This window comes from Streptomyces sp. NPDC002476, from assembly GCF_042889785.1.
Lineage (GTDB): Bacteria > Actinomycetota > Actinomycetes > Streptomycetales > Streptomycetaceae > Streptomyces.
The window spans coordinates 20,690-36,857 of sequence record NZ_JBIARH010000018.1 but is presented as its reverse complement, the minus strand read 5'-3'; the positions used below and the strand labels follow the sequence as shown (position 1 = coordinate 36,857).

The 16,168-nt window shown below is 71.0% G+C and carries 16 protein-coding genes; 12 read left to right on the top strand and 4 right to left on the bottom strand.

Annotated features, from left to right (window positions below; genetic code table 11):
* Positions 1–40 precede the first annotated feature (40 nt).
* A complete protein-coding gene (locus ACFYXM_RS21105) occupies positions 41–1,363 on the bottom strand; it encodes a D-arabinono-1,4-lactone oxidase (RefSeq protein ID WP_389291318.1) in 1,323 nt (440 codons plus the stop codon).
* The gene (locus tag ACFYXM_RS21100; protein ID WP_389291316.1) at positions 1,320–2,567 is read right to left on the bottom strand and encodes an MFS transporter; all 1,248 of its coding nucleotides are present in this window, start codon (positions 2,565–2,567) and stop codon (positions 1,320–1,322) included. The genes ACFYXM_RS21105 and ACFYXM_RS21100 overlap by 44 nt, the downstream gene beginning before the upstream one ends.
* A 205-nt stretch (positions 2,568–2,772) precedes the next feature.
* Between ACFYXM_RS21100 and ACFYXM_RS21095 the strand changes: the two genes are divergently transcribed.
* The gene (locus tag ACFYXM_RS21095; protein ID WP_389291314.1) at positions 2,773–3,900 is read left to right on the top strand and encodes a ferrochelatase; all 1,128 of its coding nucleotides are present in this window, start codon (positions 2,773–2,775) and stop codon (positions 3,898–3,900) included.
* A gap of 133 nt (positions 3,901–4,033) precedes the next feature.
* Entirely contained in the window at positions 4,034–4,849 is an 816-nt protein-coding gene (locus ACFYXM_RS21090) for an inositol monophosphatase family protein (protein ID WP_389291313.1), read from the top strand.
* 315 nt (positions 4,850–5,164) lie between these two features.
* Here ACFYXM_RS21090 and ACFYXM_RS21085 read toward each other — a convergent pair whose 3' ends face one another.
* Positions 5,165–5,338, bottom strand: coding sequence for a hypothetical protein (locus tag ACFYXM_RS21085; RefSeq protein ID WP_199883344.1), 174 nt, complete (start codon positions 5,336–5,338; stop codon positions 5,165–5,167).
* Between the two features lie 396 nt (positions 5,339–5,734).
* Here ACFYXM_RS21085 and ACFYXM_RS21080 point away from each other — a divergent pair, with 396 nt between their 5' ends.
* From ACFYXM_RS21080 to ACFYXM_RS21065, 4 genes are all read left to right on the top strand, one after another.
* On the top strand, positions 5,735–6,388 hold the full coding sequence (locus ACFYXM_RS21080; protein ID WP_389291467.1) for a response regulator transcription factor: 654 nt from the start codon (positions 5,735–5,737) through the stop codon (positions 6,386–6,388).
* 6 nt (positions 6,389–6,394) lie between these two features.
* Positions 6,395–7,624: a sensor histidine kinase gene (locus ACFYXM_RS21075; RefSeq protein ID WP_389291310.1), complete on the top strand. Its 1,230-nt coding sequence runs from the start codon at positions 6,395–6,397 to the stop codon at positions 7,622–7,624.
* 404 nt (positions 7,625–8,028) lie between these two features.
* Positions 8,029–8,325, top strand: a complete 297-nt coding sequence (locus tag ACFYXM_RS21070) for a DUF4193 domain-containing protein (RefSeq protein ID WP_003965732.1) — start codon at positions 8,029–8,031, stop codon at positions 8,323–8,325.
* Between the two features lie 12 nt (positions 8,326–8,337).
* A complete protein-coding gene (locus ACFYXM_RS21065; RefSeq protein WP_389291309.1) occupies positions 8,338–9,318 on the top strand; it encodes a hypothetical protein in 981 nt (326 codons plus the stop codon).
* Between the two features lie 70 nt (positions 9,319–9,388).
* Here ACFYXM_RS21065 and ACFYXM_RS21060 read toward each other — a convergent pair whose 3' ends face one another.
* Positions 9,389–9,844, bottom strand: a complete 456-nt coding sequence (locus tag ACFYXM_RS21060) for a DUF3093 domain-containing protein (protein WP_389291308.1) — start codon at positions 9,842–9,844, stop codon at positions 9,389–9,391.
* A gap of 58 nt (positions 9,845–9,902) precedes the next feature.
* On the opposite strand from ACFYXM_RS21060, the gene ACFYXM_RS21055 reads away from it, so the two are divergent.
* The 6 genes from ACFYXM_RS21055 to kdpB all read left to right on the top strand — a co-directional run bounded on the left by ACFYXM_RS21055 (position 9,903) and on the right by kdpB (position 16,114).
* Entirely contained in the window at positions 9,903–10,487 is a 585-nt protein-coding gene (locus ACFYXM_RS21055; protein ID WP_389291306.1) for a PaaI family thioesterase, read from the top strand.
* Positions 10,487–11,020: a dUTP diphosphatase gene (gene dut / locus ACFYXM_RS21050; RefSeq protein ID WP_389291304.1), complete on the top strand. Its 534-nt coding sequence runs from the start codon at positions 10,487–10,489 to the stop codon at positions 11,018–11,020. Before ACFYXM_RS21055 ends, dut begins: the two co-directional genes overlap by 1 nt.
* A 1-nt stretch (position 11,021) precedes the next feature.
* On the top strand, positions 11,022–11,795 hold the full coding sequence (locus ACFYXM_RS21045; RefSeq protein ID WP_389291302.1) for a DUF3710 domain-containing protein: 774 nt from the start codon (positions 11,022–11,024) through the stop codon (positions 11,793–11,795).
* Between the two features lie 434 nt (positions 11,796–12,229).
* Positions 12,230–12,319 (top strand): K(+)-transporting ATPase subunit F, encoded by a 90-nt coding sequence (gene kdpF, locus ACFYXM_RS21040; protein ID WP_037777601.1) that lies wholly within the window; start codon positions 12,230–12,232, stop codon positions 12,317–12,319.
* 7 nt (positions 12,320–12,326) lie between these two features.
* A complete protein-coding gene (gene kdpA / locus ACFYXM_RS21035) occupies positions 12,327–13,991 on the top strand; it encodes a potassium-transporting ATPase subunit KdpA (RefSeq protein ID WP_389291300.1) in 1,665 nt (554 codons plus the stop codon).
* Positions 13,988–16,114: a potassium-transporting ATPase subunit KdpB gene (kdpB, locus tag ACFYXM_RS21030; RefSeq protein ID WP_389291298.1), complete on the top strand. Its 2,127-nt coding sequence runs from the start codon at positions 13,988–13,990 to the stop codon at positions 16,112–16,114. Before kdpA ends, kdpB begins: the two co-directional genes overlap by 4 nt.
* The last annotated feature ends 54 nt before the right edge of the window (positions 16,115–16,168 follow it).

Sequence of the window (16,168 nt, the reverse complement as noted above, 5' to 3'; positions counted from 1 at the left end):
CAGGGCGTCGGGAGCCCGCTCCCTCTTGCTCCCCAGGTCGTCAGTCGCCCAGCACCCGGCGCAGATAGGCGTTGCCGAACAGCCGGTCCGGGTCGAGCCGGTCGCGTACGGCGGTGAACTCGCCGAAGCGCGGGTAGACCTCGGTGAAGTACTCCGCGTCACGGGTGTTGATCTTGCCCCAGTGCGGCCGGCCGGCATGGGCGGTCATGATCCGCTCGACGGCCGTGAAGTACGCCTGGTAGGGCGTGCCCCGGTACATGTGGACGGCGATGTACACGCTGTCCCGGCCCGAGGCCGTGGAGAGCGCGATGTCGTCGGCGGGTGCGGTGCGCACCTCCACCGGGAAGCTGATCCGCAGCGGAGAGCGATCGACCATAGCCCTGACCTCCCGCAGCACCTCCAGGGCAGCCTCGCGCGGCACGGCGTACTCCATCTCCACGAAGCGCACCCGGCGCGGACTGGTGAAGACCTTGTAAGGAATGTCGGTGTACGTACGAGCCGAGAGCGCGCGGCTGGAGACCCTGGCGATCGACGGGATCGTCGCGGGGAACGCCCGGCCGACCGCACAGGCCGCCTGGAAGACCCCGTTGGAGAGGAGTTCGTCCTCGATCCAGCCGCTGACCTTCCCGGGAGGCGCGGCCGGTCCCGCGCTGCGGTTGTTGCGCTTGGTGTTGCAGTTGCCGGTGTGCGGGAACCAGTAGAACTCGAAGTGCTCGTTCTCCGTGACCAGCTGGTCGAAGTCGGTCGTGACCCGGTCGAAGCTCATGGGCTCCTCACGGGCCGTCAGCAGGAAGACCGGCTCCACGGCGAAGGTGATCGCCGTGACGACGCCCAGCGCGCCGAGCCCGATCCGGGCGACGGCGAAGATGTCGGCGTTCTCCTTCTCCGAACAGGTCAGCACCCGCCCGTCGGCGGTGACCAGTTCGAGGGCGCGGATCTGCGCGGATATGGACCCCGAGTCACGGCCGGTGCCATGGGTGCCGGTCGATGTGGCGCCGGCGACCGTCTGCTTCATGATGTCGCCCATGTTGGTGAGCGAGAGGCCCTCCCGCGCCAGGACGGTGTTGAGCCGCTCCAGCGTCGTGCCGGCCCCGACGGTCACCGTCATCGCCTCGCGGTCGATCTCCCGGATGCCGGCGAGCAGGTCGGGGCGGATCAGCAGTCCGTCGGTGGCCGCCACCGAGGTGAAGGAGTGCCCGGAGCCGACCGGCTTCACCCGCAGGCCGTCCTCGGAGGCCCGGCGCAGCGCCTCGGCCAGTTCGGGCGCCGAGGCGGGGGTCACGGCCCGCGTCGGACGCGCCGTGACGTTCCCCGCCCAGTTACGCCACGCGCTCGTCGTCGTCCGTGCGCCGGTTCCGGTCATCTTCCCCACGCCCTCCCGTAGCGGCCGGCCCGCTGAGCCGGCGGTACCCCAGGAACGCCACCGCGGCCGCGAGCGCTCCCGCCACGGCAGGCACCGCGTACCCCGCCTCGGCCCCGGAGGCGTCGACCACCCAGCCGGCGGCCGAGGAGCCGAGTGCCACGCCGACGGCGAGCCCGGTGCTGGTCCAGGTCATGCCCTCGGTCAGTGCGGTGCGCGGTACGTGCTGCTCGACGAGGGCCATGGTGGTGACCATCGTCGGTGCGATGGCGAGGCCCGCGACAAAGAGCGCCACGGCCAGGAACGGCAGGCTCCCGGCCAGTTGGAGGGGGATCATACTCACGGCCATCGCGCACACACCCAGCAGCCACCGGGTGGACGGCTTCCCGCCCGGCCGCAGCAGGCCGAAGACGGCCCCGGCCACGCAGGACCCCAGGGCGTACACGGCCAGGACGAGACTCGCCGCCGCCTTGTGCCCCTGCTCCTCGGCGAAGGCCACCGTCACCACGTCGATCGCCCCGAAGATCGCCCCGGTCGCCATGAACGTCACCACGAGCACCCGCAGACCCCGGGAACGCATCGCGGAACCGCCGGTGTGCTGCTCGCGCGGGTGCGGGACGGGTTCGGTGGCGCGCTGCGCGGTCAGCCAGAACACGCCGGCCAGCAGGAACACCGCTGCGAGCAGCGGGCCCGCCTCCGGGAACCAGGACGTGGACAGGCCGATCGAGATGATCGGCCCGAAGATGAAGCACACCTCGTCGACGATCGACTCCCACGAGTACGCGGTGTGCAGCCGCTGCGGCGAACCGCGGTAGATCTCCGCCCAGCGGGCCCGGATCATCGAGCCCACGCTGGGCACGCAGCCGGCGCCCGCCGCGAAGACGAAGAGCGTCCAGTCCGGCAGCCGCTGCTGCGCGCAGACGAGGAGCCCGGCCACCGCCGCGAGCGCGACGAGCGTGGCGGGCCGCAGCACCCGGCGCTGACCGTGCCGGTCCACGAGACGGGAGATCTGCGGCCCGATCACGGCCGCCGACATCGCCAGCGTCGCGGAGAGCGCCCCGGCGAGCCCGTAGCGGCCGGTGAGCTGGGAAACCATGGTCACCACGCCGATGCCCATCATGGACAGCGGCATCCGGCCGAGGAATCCGGCCGCCGAGAACCGCTTGCTGCCGGGGGCGGCGAAGATCGCGCGGTAGGGACTGGGCAAGGAAGGCTCCGGGGCGATGCGATCGAACGTGCCTGTGACGAACGTGTCTGTTACGCCTGCACGCGGCCGGTACAGCTTAGAGGTCGCGCGCATAGGCGGGTCGGCGTCGCGGGGCGATGGGCGGCGCCCGGGAGGCCGGGGCGCGGAGGCGGTGCCGGGGATGTCGGTGGAAGCACTGTCCGAGGCGAGTGGGAGGATCGATGGCATGTCCGATCCGTGTGACCCCGCTCCCTACGACGCACTGCTGCTGCTCTCCTTCGGCGGCCCCGAAGGCCCGGACGACGTGGTCCCGTTCCTGGCGAACGTGACCCGTGGCCGGGGCATCCCCGAGGAGCGGCTGAAGGAGGTCGGCCGGCACTACTTCCTGTTCGGCGGCGTCAGCCCGATCAACGCCCAGAACAGGGCGCTGCTGGACGCCCTGCGCAAGGACTTCGCGGAGCACGGCCTGGACCTTCCGGTGTACTGGGGCAACCGCAACTGGGCGCCGTACCTCACCGACACCCTGCGCGAGATGGTCGCGGACGGCCGTCGCCGCATCGCCGTCCTCGCCACCAGCGCCTACGCCTCCTACTCCGGCTGCCGGCAGTACCGCGAGAACCTCGCGGAGTCGCTGGCCGCCCTGGAGGCCGAGGGGCTGCCGGTGCCCCGCGTCGACAAGCTGCGGCACTACTTCAACCACCCCGGTTTCGTGCGGCCCATGGTGGACGGCGTCCTCGCCTCCCTGGCCGACCTGCCCGAGGACGTACGGGCCGGGGCGCACCTCGCCTTCACCACGCACTCCATCCCCGTGTCCGCCGCCGACACCTCCGGCCCCGTCGAGGGACACGGCGACGGCGGTGCCTACGTCGCGGCCCATCTCGACATCGCCCGGCTGATCGTCGACGCGGTGCGCGAGGAGACCGGCAACGAACACTCCTGGCGGCTCGTCTACCAGTCACGCAGCGGCGCCCCGCACATCCCGTGGCTGGAACCCGACATCTGCGACCACCTGGAGAGCCTGCACGGCGAGGGTGTCTCCGCCGTGGTGATGGCCCCCATCGGTTTCGTCTCGGACCACATGGAGGTTCTGTACGACCTCGACACCGAGGCCACCGCGAAGGCGGCCGAGCTCGGACTCCCGGTCCGCAGGTCCGCGACCGTGGGCGCCGATCCCCGGTTCGCGGCGGCCGTGCGTGAACTGGTGCTGGAGCGGGCCGGGACCGAGCGGGGTTGCGCTCCGGAGCGCTGCGCCCTGGGCGCGCTCGGCCCGAGCCACGATCTGTGTCCGGCCGGGTGCTGTCCGGCCCGGGCACCCAGGCCCGCAGCCGCGGGCGCCGACAGCCCTTGCGCCTGATCCGCCCGGGGCGCACGGCGGCACCACCGCCCCGGGCGCCCGGCCCGGGACCGAGGGCCCGCCGTGGCTCCCGTCGCCCGTGCGACCCGCCTTCGCCCGCCGACATCCGTCGTCCGCCGAAATCTGGAGCGCCGTGACCGATCCGAACCCGTCCGAACTGCTCGACCTCGCCCTGGAGGCCGCCCGTCGCGCCGGTGAGCTGCTGCGCGACGGCCGCCCGGCCGACCTGGGCGTGGCCGCGACCAAGTCCAGCCCGATCGACGTCGTCACCGAGATGGACATCGCCGCCGAGAAGCTGATCACCGGCCTCCTCGCCGAACGCCGCCCCCAGGACGGCTTCCTCGGCGAGGAGGGCGCCAGCACGCCGGGCAGCAGCGGTATCCGCTGGGTCATCGACCCGCTCGACGGCACGGTGAACTACCTGTACGGCCTGCCCACCTGGGCCGTCTCCATCGCCGCGGAGCGGGACGGCGAGCGGATCGTGGGCGTGGTGGAGGCTCCGATGCGCCGGGAGACGTACTGGGCCGTGCTCGGCGGCGGCGCGTACGCCGGCGGGGCGCACGGCGCGAACACCGCTCTGCGCTGCCGGCCCGCGCCACCGCTCGACCAGGCGCTCGTCTCGACCGGTTTCAACTACGTCGCCCACGTCCGCGCGCACCAGGCGGACGTGGCCCGGCGGCTGATCCCGCGGCTGCGCGACATCCGGCGCGGCGGCTCGGCGGCCGTGGACCTGTGCGACGTTGCGGCGGGCCGCCTCGACGGCTACTACGAGCGCGGGCTCCACCCGTGGGACCTGGCGGCCGGTGACCTCATCGCCCGCGAGGCGGGGGCGTGCACCGGAGGCCGCCCCGGGCGGCCCGCCGACGGAGACCTGACGATCGCCGCGACGCCGGGCGTCTTCGAACCGCTTCAGGCCCTCCTGGAGGAATACGGCGCCTGGCACGACTGAGGGCTGTTCCGTAATTCCCGGCGGCGCACATCGACAGCTGCGGCACCTCGCCGCGGCTGTCGGGACGCCCGCGCACGTCCGGCATCGCAAGGCGTCCCCGCGCCTTGCGATGCACCACATCCGACGCCGCGCGCCGGTCCGCCACGCGCTGCGGGGCGGCCTTCATGGCCTGTCGTCGACGCGCCGTCGTCCGACCGGAGGCCGGCCGCGCGGCGGAGGGGCGGGGGAGAGGCCGCAGAGGCCCGCCAGAGGCCCCTGGAGCGGCAGAAGGGCCCCGACCACCGCGAACGGTGGCCGGGGCCCTCCCACGACGGTTCAGACGCCGGTGGTGCCGATCTTGACGCCGTGCTCGGCGGCGAGGCGGTGCAGGTCGTCCAGTTCGCCCTGCTCGACATCCGCGAGGAAGTCGTCGCCCGTCTCCCGAGCCCTTGTGAGGTCGGATTCGGTCGTCCTGATCCGCTGCAGCAGACCAGCGGTGAAAGCGTCCATAATGCGCCCCCTCATCGTGGGTCGGTGGCACGGGGGTGTGCCCGGGGTTTCCCTCCGCGCGGTGGCGGTAGGGCGGTGATCACGCACTCTCCGGGGACGGAGTGGCCTGTGGCACACCACATTCGAGGCATGATCTCGGGTGTGAATGCGTCCTCCCCGGCCCGAACCTCAGAGAAACCTCAACTGGCCCGGAAATCCCGTGAATTCCTGGGGGTCCGGGCCGGTGAACGCCGTCTTACCGCCGGTTTATGCGCGTTGCGGGCAGGATGGAGCAGCGCATGACCGTGTCGATGAGCGGTCCGCTTCACGGACCGTGTGCGCATCGGCACGTTCTGCGTTTTCGACGTGGTGAAGCCTGAACGTGAAAACGTGAAATCTCTGAGGAAGGACAGCGCCGTGCGCGTACTCGTCGTGGAGGACGAGCAGCTGCTCGCCGATGCGGTGGCCACCGGATTGCGCCGAGAGGCCATGGCCGTCGATGTCGTGTACGACGGCGCGGCGGCCGTGGAGCGCATCGAGATCAACGACTACGACGTCGTGGTGCTGGACCGGGACCTTCCCCTGGTGCACGGTGACGACGTCTGCCGCCGGGTCGTCGAGCTGGGCATCCCCACGCGGGTGCTCATGCTCACGGCGTCCGGGGACGTCAGCGACCGGGTGGAGGGGCTGGAGCTCGGCGCCGACGACTATCTGCCCAAGCCGTTCGCGTTCACCGAGCTCACCGCCCGCGTGCGGGCGCTGGGGCGGCGCACGACGGTGGCGCTGCCGCCCGTCCTGGAGCGTGCCGGCATCAAGCTGGATCCCAACCGGCGGGAGGTGTTCCGCGGCGAGACCGAGATCCAGCTCGCGCCGAAGGAGTTCGCCGTGCTGGAGGTCCTGATGCGCAGCGAGGGCGCGGTCGTCTCGGCCGAGCAGCTGCTGGAGAAGGCGTGGGACGAGAACACCGACCCGTTCACCAACGTCGTCCGGGTCACCGTCATGACGCTGCGCCGCAAGCTCGGCGAGCCCCCGGTGATCGTCACCGTGCCCGGCTCCGGCTACCGGATCTGAGCGCCGATGCCCAGCGTCCCGGCGCCCCCGACGGCGCCTCCGAAGCCCACCTGGGAGCCCAAACAGCCGGAGCCGCCGTACTGGCTGCGCCCGACCATCCGCATACGGCTCACGCTGCTCTACGGCGGCATGTTCCTGATCGCGGGCATCCTGCTGCTCTCGATCATCTACATGCTGGCCGCCCAGGCCCTGCACGTGGGCAGTGAACTGCCGTTCAGGATCGTGAGCGGCCGGATCGTCAGCGACGTGTGCAACTTCGGCACGAACCCCACGCCGGACGCCATCAACGCGGCGATAAACTCCTGCGTCAACCATCAACGGCAGCAGGCGCTGGACACCCTGCTGAACCGGTCGCTGCTGGCCCTGGTCGGCCTCAGCGTCATCGCGTTCGCCTTCGGCTACGCCATGGCGGGCCGGGTGCTCTCCCCGCTGGGCCGGATCACCCGCACCGCCCGCCGGGTGGCCGGAACGGACCTGTCCCGCCGGATCGAGCTGGACGGCCCGGACGACGAGCTGAAGGAGCTCGCCGACACCTTCGACGAGATGCTCGACCGCCTGGAGCGCGCCTTCACGGCCCAACAGCGGTTCGTCGGGAACGCGTCGCACGAACTGCGCACGCCGCTCGCGATCAACCGCACGCTGCTGGAGGTGCACCTCTCCGACCCCCAGGCGCCGGCGGAGCTGAAACAGCTGGGGAAGACCCTGCTGGCCACCAATGAGCGCAGTGAGCAGCTGGTGGAGGGCCTGCTGCTGCTGGCCCGCAGCGACAACCAGATCGTCGAACGCAAACCGGTCGACCTGGCCGAGGTCGCCTCGCGCGCCATCGACCAGACGCGTGCCGAGGCCGAGGAGCGGGGCGTGGAGATCCGTGGCGAGTGGTCCCCGGCCGTCATCCAGGGCAACGGCGTCCTGTTGGAGCGGATCGCGCTGAACCTCGTGCAGAACGCCGTGCGCTACAACGTGCCGGAGAACGGCTGGGTGGAGGTCACCACCACGCTGCAGTCCGGTCACGCCGTGCTGGTGGTCGCGAACACGGGGCCGGTGGTGCCCGCCTATGAGATCGACAACCTCTTCGAGCCCTTCAGACGGCTGCGTACGGAGCGGACGGGGAGCGACAAGGGGGTCGGGCTCGGCCTGTCGATCGCGCGGTCCGTGGCGCGCGCCCACGGCGGCCGTATCGTCGCGGAACCCCGCGAGGGAGGGGGCCTTGTGATGCGCGTCTCACTGCCCGTCTGAGCGCGCCGACGCGGCGAATCGTACCCTAAGCGCTTTGTTCGCTTTGGGCGGAATTTTCGTGACCTGTGACCGAGTCGCTCATGTGTGATCGATCACAGAAGCGAATTTCTATGCGTCAACGCTCCGTGATGGGCGCCCGCGTCGGAAATCCGGCAATAGCCGGGGTTTTCGGGTCCTGATATCACGGGAAGTACACGGGGTGGCGCCTGTGAAGCGCGACGCGAGGGCCGTGTACGGTCCCCATCGCCACCCAGACCGATCACTCACGAGCGGTCCTTTTGGGTGTCGATTGAGTAACAGACCTTGATGTGAGGCAAAATCTCCGCCTCGGGTCGGGCACAAGTCCGGCCTCTCACGCGTTACGTGCGCTGAGACACCGCAGACACCCAGAGGGGGAGAGCGACATGGCAACCGATTACGACACTCCACGCAAGACCGACGACGACGTCGATCAGGACAGCCTCGAAGAGCTCAAGGCGCGCCGCAGCGACAAGACGGCCTCCGCCGTCGACGTCGACGAGTTCGACGCCGCCGAGGGCCTGGAGCTGCCCGGCGCGGACCTGTCCAACGAGGAGCTGGCCGTCCGGGTCCTGCCGAAGCAGGCCGACGAGTTCACGTGCATGAGCTGCTTCCTCGTGCACCACAGGAGCCAGCTGGCACGGGAGAAGAACGGTCAGCCGATCTGCCGCGACTGCGACTAGGTCGAGTCGGCCGTGACAGGCGACAAACCGTTCCGGAGGCGACGCCTGCGGCGCAAGAAGTCGTCGGAGGCGGACCAGGGCGGAACAGGCCCGGCGAAAGGCGTGGTGACGCCTGCCGGGCGGTCCGCCCTGTCGCCCTCCCCGGGCGAGCGGTACGACGAGCGAGGCCGGTCGGCCTCGCTCGAAGCAGCCGCGGCACTCGAAGCGGTGACCGCGCAAGGGAGACATGAAGGAGCCGGCCCGGCCCACGGGGCCGGACAGCTCGACAGGACGGGGCCCCGGACCGCAGGGGGCCGTCCGAGCTCGGTGAAACGGGGTGTGCGCAAGGGCGGGGAGGCTGCCAGGGTCGCGATCGGCCATATCGCCGACCTGATCATCGAGTCCGCTCCCCGCATCCCCGTGCGCGACCTCGCGACGCTGCGCAAGCAGTTCCCGGGCCTCGGGCCCGAGGACCTTGCCGACAAGCTCGTCTCGGGCGCGAGCAGGGCGAGCGCCACCGTCGGCGCCGGTATCGGCGCGGCGGCCATGATGCCCGTGCCGCCCGCGATGCTCACCGAACTGACGGCGGAGATCACCGGCGTGGCCGCGATCGAGCTGAAGCTCGTCGCGGAACTCTACGAGGTCTACGGGCTGCGCCCGCCGGGCGGGCTCACCCAGCGGTCCACCGCCTACCTCATGTCCTGGACGGAGGAGCGCGGCATCGACGTCGCGCAACCCACGACGATCAACGCGGCGCTGGGCGGCCGGATGAAGCGCGAACTGCGCCGGCAGATCACGAAGCGCATGACGCGCGATCTGCCGAACCTGATCCCGTTCCTGGTCGGCGCCGCCGTCGGCGCGGTGATGAACCGGCGCGACACCCGGAAGCTCGCCGACAAGATCAGGAAAGACCTGCGCGAGCGCCAGGTCCCCTGGGACCGGCTGCCGGAGCTGCCGCCCCTGGGACGGGCGCGCGGCCCGCGCAAGGGGCCGCGGAAGGACCCGGAGAACTGATCCGCGGGCCCGGAGAACGTCGAAGCCCCGGACACAACCCCGCGCGGGCCGCCGACGCGGGAGCCCCTGATCAGGAACGCGCCGAGCCGAGGGCGGCGACCAGCGCCTGTGGTTCCCGGGTCGAGAGGTAGACGTACGGAGTCGGGTCCTGCGGGTCGGTGACCTCCACCCGGACCGCCGTCGGGATGTAGCTGCGCAACAGCATGAAGGCACGGGTGTCGGCCTTGTACGAGCGCCAGGCGCGCGCCTCCTCGCCGTCCAGCACCTCGGCCTCGCCCAGCGCCGAGACCGGGATCCGTGCGTCCCCGGCCACCAGGGCACCGGCCACCACCCGGATCCTGGCCGAGCCGTACGAACTCACCGCGATCGCCGACAGCACGCTGCCGCCCGCCAGACCGGCCAGCAGGGGCACGGTGCCGAGCGGCAGCAGCATCAGTGCGCAGGCGATGCCGATCAGGAAGGCGATGAGCCACCACGAGCGGGGCGCGGTGAGGCGTTCGTCGAAAGGCGGGGCGGAAGGCTGCATGCACCCAAGCTTGGCACGGTGCGCCCCGGCATCGGCCGCGCGGGTAAGGTCTGCGCCTGTGAGTGGAACATCTGCGGCTCTGAATCCCCCCGCCGACGCGGTGGAACCGGTACGGCACCCCGAGGCCCCGGCCCCCGGCGAACTCCTCGGCGCGCACTACGAACACTGTTTCGGCTGCGGTGGGGCACAGCCGCACGGGCTGCACCTCCAGGCGAGGGCCGGTGAGGGCGTGAGCGTCACCGCCGAGTTCACCGTGCAGGCCGCTCACCAGGGCGCCCCGGGGCTGGCGCACGGAGGTGTCCTGACCACCGCACTGGACGAGACGCTGGGCTCGCTGAACTGGCTGCTGCGGGTGATCGCGGTGACCGGGCGGCTGGAGACCGACTTCGTGCGCCCGGTGCCGGTGGACACCGTGCTGCACCTCGACGCCGAGGTCACCGCGGTGCACGGCCGGAAGATCTACTCGCGGGCGACGGGACGGATAGGCGGCCCGGACGGACCGGTCGCGGTCCGCGCCGAGGCCCTCTTCATCGAGGTGAAGGTCGACCACTTCATCGAGAACGGCCGTCCGGCCGAGATCCGCGCCGCCATGGCCGACCCGGACCAGGTCCGGCGCGCCCGTGCCTTCGAGGTGAACCCCTGATGCGACGGCCCGTGGACGTCCTGATCCGCCGCCTCGACCCGGAGGTGCCGATTCCGGCCTATGGACACCCCGGGGACGGCGGGGTCGACCTGGTGACCGCCGAGTCCGCCGAACTCGCCCCGGGCGAGCGGGCGGTGCTGCCCACCGGAGTGTCGATCGCGTTGCCCGACGGATACGCCGCGTTCGTGCACCCGCGCTCCGGTCTCGCCGCGCGCTGCGGAGTCGCCCTCGTGAATGCTCCGGGGACGGTCGATGCCGGGTACCGTGGAGAGATCAAGGTGATCGTCATCAATCTCGACCCCCGCGAGCCCGTGCGGTTCGAGCGTTTCGACCGGATTGCCCAGCTGGTCGTGCAGCAGGTCGAGAAGGTGCGCTTCCACGAGGTGGCCGAGCTTCCGGGTTCGGCCCGCGGCGAGGGAGGCTTCGGATCCACCGGAGGCCATGCCTCCGCCGGAGCCGATGGTGTCGGGGACGGGATCATCCAGGGCCGGAACAGCTACGCTTCGGTCGTACCCGACCGGGAAGGACAGTGACGTGTTCGGACGTCGCAAGAAGAGTGGTTCCGCCGAGGACGTGGCGGACGAAGCGCGCGAGGCCGAGCAGGTCGTCGACGAGCACGATGGCACCGGCGCGGCCGACGGCGGCCCGCGCCGGGTGAATCTCCCGCCGGCGCCGCGACCGGACGGGCCGTGGGACGTCACCGAGGTCTCCCAGCCCGGTGAGGGCCGGGTCGATCTGGGCGGCATGTTCGTGCCCGGCGTCGAGGGCATGGAGCTGCGCGTCGAGGTGGCCGGCGACGCGATCGTCGCCGCGACGGTGGTGCTGCGCGACAGCGCCGTCCAGCTCCAGGCGTTCGCCGCCCCCAAGAAGGAGGGCATCTGGGGCGAGGTCCGTGAGGAGATCGCCACGGGCATCACCCAGCAGGGCGGGATCATCGACGAGGTCGAGGGGCCGCTGGGCTGGGAGCTGCGCGCCCAGGTCCCCGTACAGCTCCCGGACGGCACGAGCGGCGCGCAGCTGGTGCGCTTCGTCGGTGTCGACGGCCCGCGCTGGTTCCTGCGCGGAGTGATCTCCGGTCAGGGTGCCGTGCAGCCGGAGGCCGCCGGGCTGCTGGAGACGATCTTCCGGGACACCGTGGTCGTCCGCGGCGACGGCCCGATGGCGCCCCGGGACCCGATCGTCCTCAAGCTTCCCGACGATGCCCAGATGGTGCCCGAGGGCGTCCAGCAGGAGGACCAGGAGAGCTCCCGGTTCTCCGGCGGCATGGGCCAGCTCCAGCGCGGCCCGGAGATCACCGAGGTGCGCTGAGCGGACTCGGCGACGGGGCACGGCGGCACGGGCCGCGGCCCGTGCCGGATCGACCCGGGGCCGGTGGGCCGTACCCCCTTTGCGGAGAGGGTGCGGCCCACCGGCCTCTTCGCGTTGGGGAGAGAGCCGGGGGCGCGGGACGCGTGAGGCGGCGGGATACGTGTGAGGCGGGGCGCGAGTCGGGCCCGGAGGGCGCGCGAGAGGCGTGCGTAGGGGGCGCGTATGAGGCACGTATGTGCTCCGTCAAAGGCCACCCGAACGCCGTAAGGAAGCCATCAACGCACCTCGGAACGGCGCCGATGCCGGGTTTGCTCAGGAGGTCAGAAAAACCCGTACCTCATCCAGGAGCACACGATGGCTGATCTGGCCTTCGTCGTCACCACGATCGCGGTGTTCGCGCTGGTGGCCCTCGTCGCCAAGGGGGTGGCCAGGCTGTGACCGCCGAGAACGTCGTCGGACTCGTCGTGGCCGTCGCCCTGCTGGGCTATCTCGTCCTCGCCCTTCTGTACCCGGAGAGGTTCTGAGCCCGATATGAGCCCCGTCCTCGCCGGAGCGCTCCAGGTCCTCGCGCTCGTCGTGGCGCTGGGCCTGGTGTACCGCCCCCTGGGCGACCACATGGCCCGCGTCTACTCCTCCCGGAAACACCTCCGGGTCGAGAAGTGGATCTACAAGGCCATCGGCGCCAACCCGGACACCGAGATGCGCTGGCCCGCCTATCTGCGCGGTGTGCTCGCCTTCTCCGCGGTGAGTGTCCTCTTCCTCTACCTCCTCCAGCGGCTCCAGGGCAGTCTGCCCGGATCGCTCGGCTTCGCCTCGATCGACCCCGACCAGGCGTTCAACACCGCCGCGTCGTTCGTCGCGAACACCAACTGGCAGTCGTACGCGGGCGAACAGGCCATGGGCCACGTCGTCCAGACCGGCGGCCTCGCGGTGCAGAACTTCGTCTCGGCGGCCGTCGGCATCGCCGTCGCGGTCGCCCTGGTTCGCGGCTTCGCCAGGTCCCGCACCGGCGAACTCGGCAACTTCTGGGCCGACCTGGTGCGCGGCACCGTACGCATCCTGCTTCCGATCTCCGTGGTCGGGGCGCTGGTGCTGGTCGCCTGCGGCGCCGTGCAGAACTTCTCCGGCGTCCACGAGGCCGGCCAGTTCCTGGGCGGCTCGCAGCAGTGGCGCGGTGGCGCGGTGGCCTCGCAGGAGGTCATCAAGGAGCTGGGCACGAACGGCGGCGGCTACTTCAACGCCAACGCGGCCCACCCGTTCGAGAACCCCAACGGACTGTCCAACCTGTTCGAGATCTTCCTGATTCTGGTCATCCCGTTCGCGCTGACCCGGACGTTCGGCCGGATGGTCGGTTCGCCCAAGCAGGGCTACGCGATCCTCGGGGCGATGGGTGCCATCTGGCTGGGCTTCACCGCCCTGATGATGTGGACCGAATTTGCCCACCACGGGCCCGCGTTCGACATCGCGGGGGGCGCGATGGAGGGCAAGGAGACCCGGTTCGGCATCGCCGGGTCGTCGGTCTTCGCCGTCGCCACGACGCTCACGTCCACCGGCGCGGTGAACTCCTTCCACTCCTCGTACACCGGCTTCGGCGGCGGGATCACGCTGCTGGGCATGCAGCTGGGCGAGGTCGCGCCCGGCGGTGTCGGGTCCGGTCTCTACGGCATGCTGATCATGGCGATCATCGCGGTGTTCATCGCGGGGCTGATGGTCGGCCGCACACCGGAGTACCTCGGCAAGAAGATCGGCACCCGCGAGATGAAGCTCGCCGCCTGCTACATCCTGATCACCCCGACCCTGGTGCTCTGCTTCACCGCCCTGGCCCTCGCCCTGCCCACGCCGCCCCACTCGATCCTGAACCCCGGCGCGCACGGGTTCTCCGAGGTGTTGTACGCGTACACCTCGGGCGCCAACAACAACGGTTCGGCGTTCGCCGGGCTGAACGCGGACACGCAGTGGTTCAACACGACGATCGGCCTCGCGATGCTGCTCGGCCGGTTCCTGCCGATGGTCTTCGTCCTCGCGCTCGCCGGCTCCCTCGCCGGGCAGCAGCCCGTACCGGCGACCGCGGGAACCCTCGCCACGCACCGGCCGCTCTTCAGCGGTCTGCTGGTCGGCACGGTCCTGATCGTCACCGCGCTGACCTACTTCCCGGCCCTGGCGCTGGGACCGCTGGCCGAAGGGCTGGCGTCATGAACTCCCGTACGAAGCAAGAGGACCCGATGTCCCATGTCACTCCGGCCCGGGCACCGCACCGGGACACGCCCACGGGCCGCACGGGCGAAGGACGCGTCGGCGGGGGACTCTTCGACCCCCGGCAGCTGCTCACCTCGCTCCCGGACGCCGTGCGCAAGCTCGACCCGCGGTCGATGGCCAAGTCCCCGGTGATGTTCGTGGTGCTGGTCGGTTCGGTGTTCACCACCGTGCTGGCCTGCCTGGACCCGGGCGACTGGTTCGGCTGGGCGATCGCGGCCTGGCTCTGGCTGACCACGATCTTCGCCAATCTGGCGGAGGCGGTCGCGGAGGGGCGCGGCAAGGCGCAGGCGGACACCCTGCGCAAGGCGAAGACCGACACCGTCGCCCGGCGCGTCACCGACCACGGCGAGGAGCGGGTGCCGGGCACGGACCTGCACATCGGCGACCTGGTGGTCTGCGAGGCGGGCGACATCATCCCCGGCGACGGTGACGTCGTCGAGGGTGTCGCGAGCGTCGACGAATCCGCCATCACGGGCGAGTCCGCACCGGTGATCCGGGAGTCGGGCGGCGACCGCAGCGCCGTCACCGGGGGTACCAAGGTGCTCTCCGACCGCATCGTCATCAAGATCACCACCAGGCCCGGCGAGACCTTCATCGACCGGATGATCGCCCTGGTCGAGGGGGCCGCCCGGCAGAAGACGCCCAACGAGATCGCGCTGAACATCCTGCTCGCGTCCCTCACCATCGTCTTCCTGCTCGCCGTCGTCACTCTCCAGCCGTTCGCGGCCCACGCAGGCCGTGAGCAGTCGATCATCGTGCTGACCGCGCTGCTGGTCTGCCTCATCCCGACGACCATCGGCGCGCTGCTCTCAGCGATCGGCATCGCCGGCATGGACCGACTCGTGCAGCGCAACGTGCTCGCCATGTCGGGGCGTGCCGTCGAGGCCGCCGGAGACGTCTCGACCCTGCTGCTCGACAAGACCGGAACGATCACCCTCGGCAACCGGCAGGCGTCCGAGTTCGTCCCCGTCAAGGGCACGACGGCAGCCGAGGTGGCCGACGCCGCCCAGCTGTCCTCACTGGCCGACGAGACGCCCGAGGGGCGCTCGGTCGTCGTGCTCGCCAAGGAGAAGTACGGCCTGCGCGAGCGCCACCACGGCGAACTGCGACAGGCCACCTGGGTCCCGTTCACCGCCCAGACCCGCATGTCCGGCGTGGACATCGACGGACGCAGCGTCCGCAAGGGCGCGACCGGTTCCGTCGTCGGCTGGGTCGAGGCACGCGGCGGCACCGTCTCCCCGGAAGCGCGGGAGCTCACCGACAAGATCTCCGAGGCCGGCGGCACCCCGCTGCTGGTGGCGCTGGAGGACGAGAAGGGCGCCCGCGTCCTGGGCGTCATCCACCTCAAGGACGTCGTCAAGGAGGGCATGCGGGAACGGTTCGACGAACTGCGCCGGATGGGCATCCGCACCGTCATGATCACCGGCGACAACCCGCTGACCGCACGGGCCATCGCCGAGGAGGCGGGCGTCGACGACTTCCTCGCCGAGGCCACGCCCGAGGACAAGATGGCCCTCATCAGGCGGGAGCAGTCCGGCGGCAAGCTCGTCGCGATGACGGGCGACGGCACGAACGACGCCCCGGCGCTGGCCCAGGCGGACGTCGGCGTGGCCATGAACACCGGCACCTCGGCCGCGAAGGAGGCCGGGAACATGGTGGACCTGGACTCCAACCCGACGAAGCTGATCGAGATCGTGGAGATCGGCAAGCAGCTGCTCATCACTCGCGGCGCGCTGACGACGTTCTCCATCGCCAACGACATCGCGAAGTACTTCGCGATCATCCCGGCGATGTTCGCTGCGGTCTATCCGGGCCTGGACAAGCTCAACATCATGCAGCTGTCCTCGCCGCAGTCCGCGATCCTCTCGGCGGTCGTCTTCAACGCGCTGATCATCGTCGCGCTGGTCCCGCTCGCCCTGCGGGGCGTGCGCTACCGGCCCAGCAGCGCCGACTCGATGCTCCGCCGCAATCTCGGGGTCTACGGCCTCGGCGGCCTGGTCGCCCCGTTCCTCGGCATCAAGGCCATCGACATGATCATCTCCCTCATTCCCGGGCTGCACTGAGCCCTCGTCCGGGTCGGACCGAGCCGTCGTCCCCCGGGACGGGTTCCCTCTCCC

Coding starts and splice junctions, on each gene's coding strand:
- ACFYXM_RS21105 (WP_389291318.1), bottom strand. CDS start 1,363: ATGACCGGAACCGGCGCACGGACGACGACGAGCGCGTGGCGTAACTGG.
- ACFYXM_RS21095 (WP_389291314.1), top strand. CDS start 2,773: ATGTCCGATCCGTGTGACCCCGCTCCCTACGACGCACTGCTGCTGCTC.
- ACFYXM_RS21085 (WP_199883344.1), bottom strand. CDS start 5,338: ATGGACGCTTTCACCGCTGGTCTGCTGCAGCGGATCAGGACGACCGAA.
- ACFYXM_RS21075 (WP_389291310.1), top strand. CDS start 6,395: ATGCCCAGCGTCCCGGCGCCCCCGACGGCGCCTCCGAAGCCCACCTGG.
- ACFYXM_RS21070 (WP_003965732.1), top strand. CDS start 8,029: ATGGCAACCGATTACGACACTCCACGCAAGACCGACGACGACGTCGAT.
- ACFYXM_RS21060 (WP_389291308.1), bottom strand. CDS start 9,844: ATGCAGCCTTCCGCCCCGCCTTTCGACGAACGCCTCACCGCGCCCCGC.
- dut (WP_389291304.1), top strand. CDS start 10,487: ATGCGACGGCCCGTGGACGTCCTGATCCGCCGCCTCGACCCGGAGGTG.
- kdpA (WP_389291300.1), top strand. CDS start 12,327: ATGAGCCCCGTCCTCGCCGGAGCGCTCCAGGTCCTCGCGCTCGTCGTG.
- kdpB (WP_389291298.1), top strand. CDS start 13,988: ATGAACTCCCGTACGAAGCAAGAGGACCCGATGTCCCATGTCACTCCG.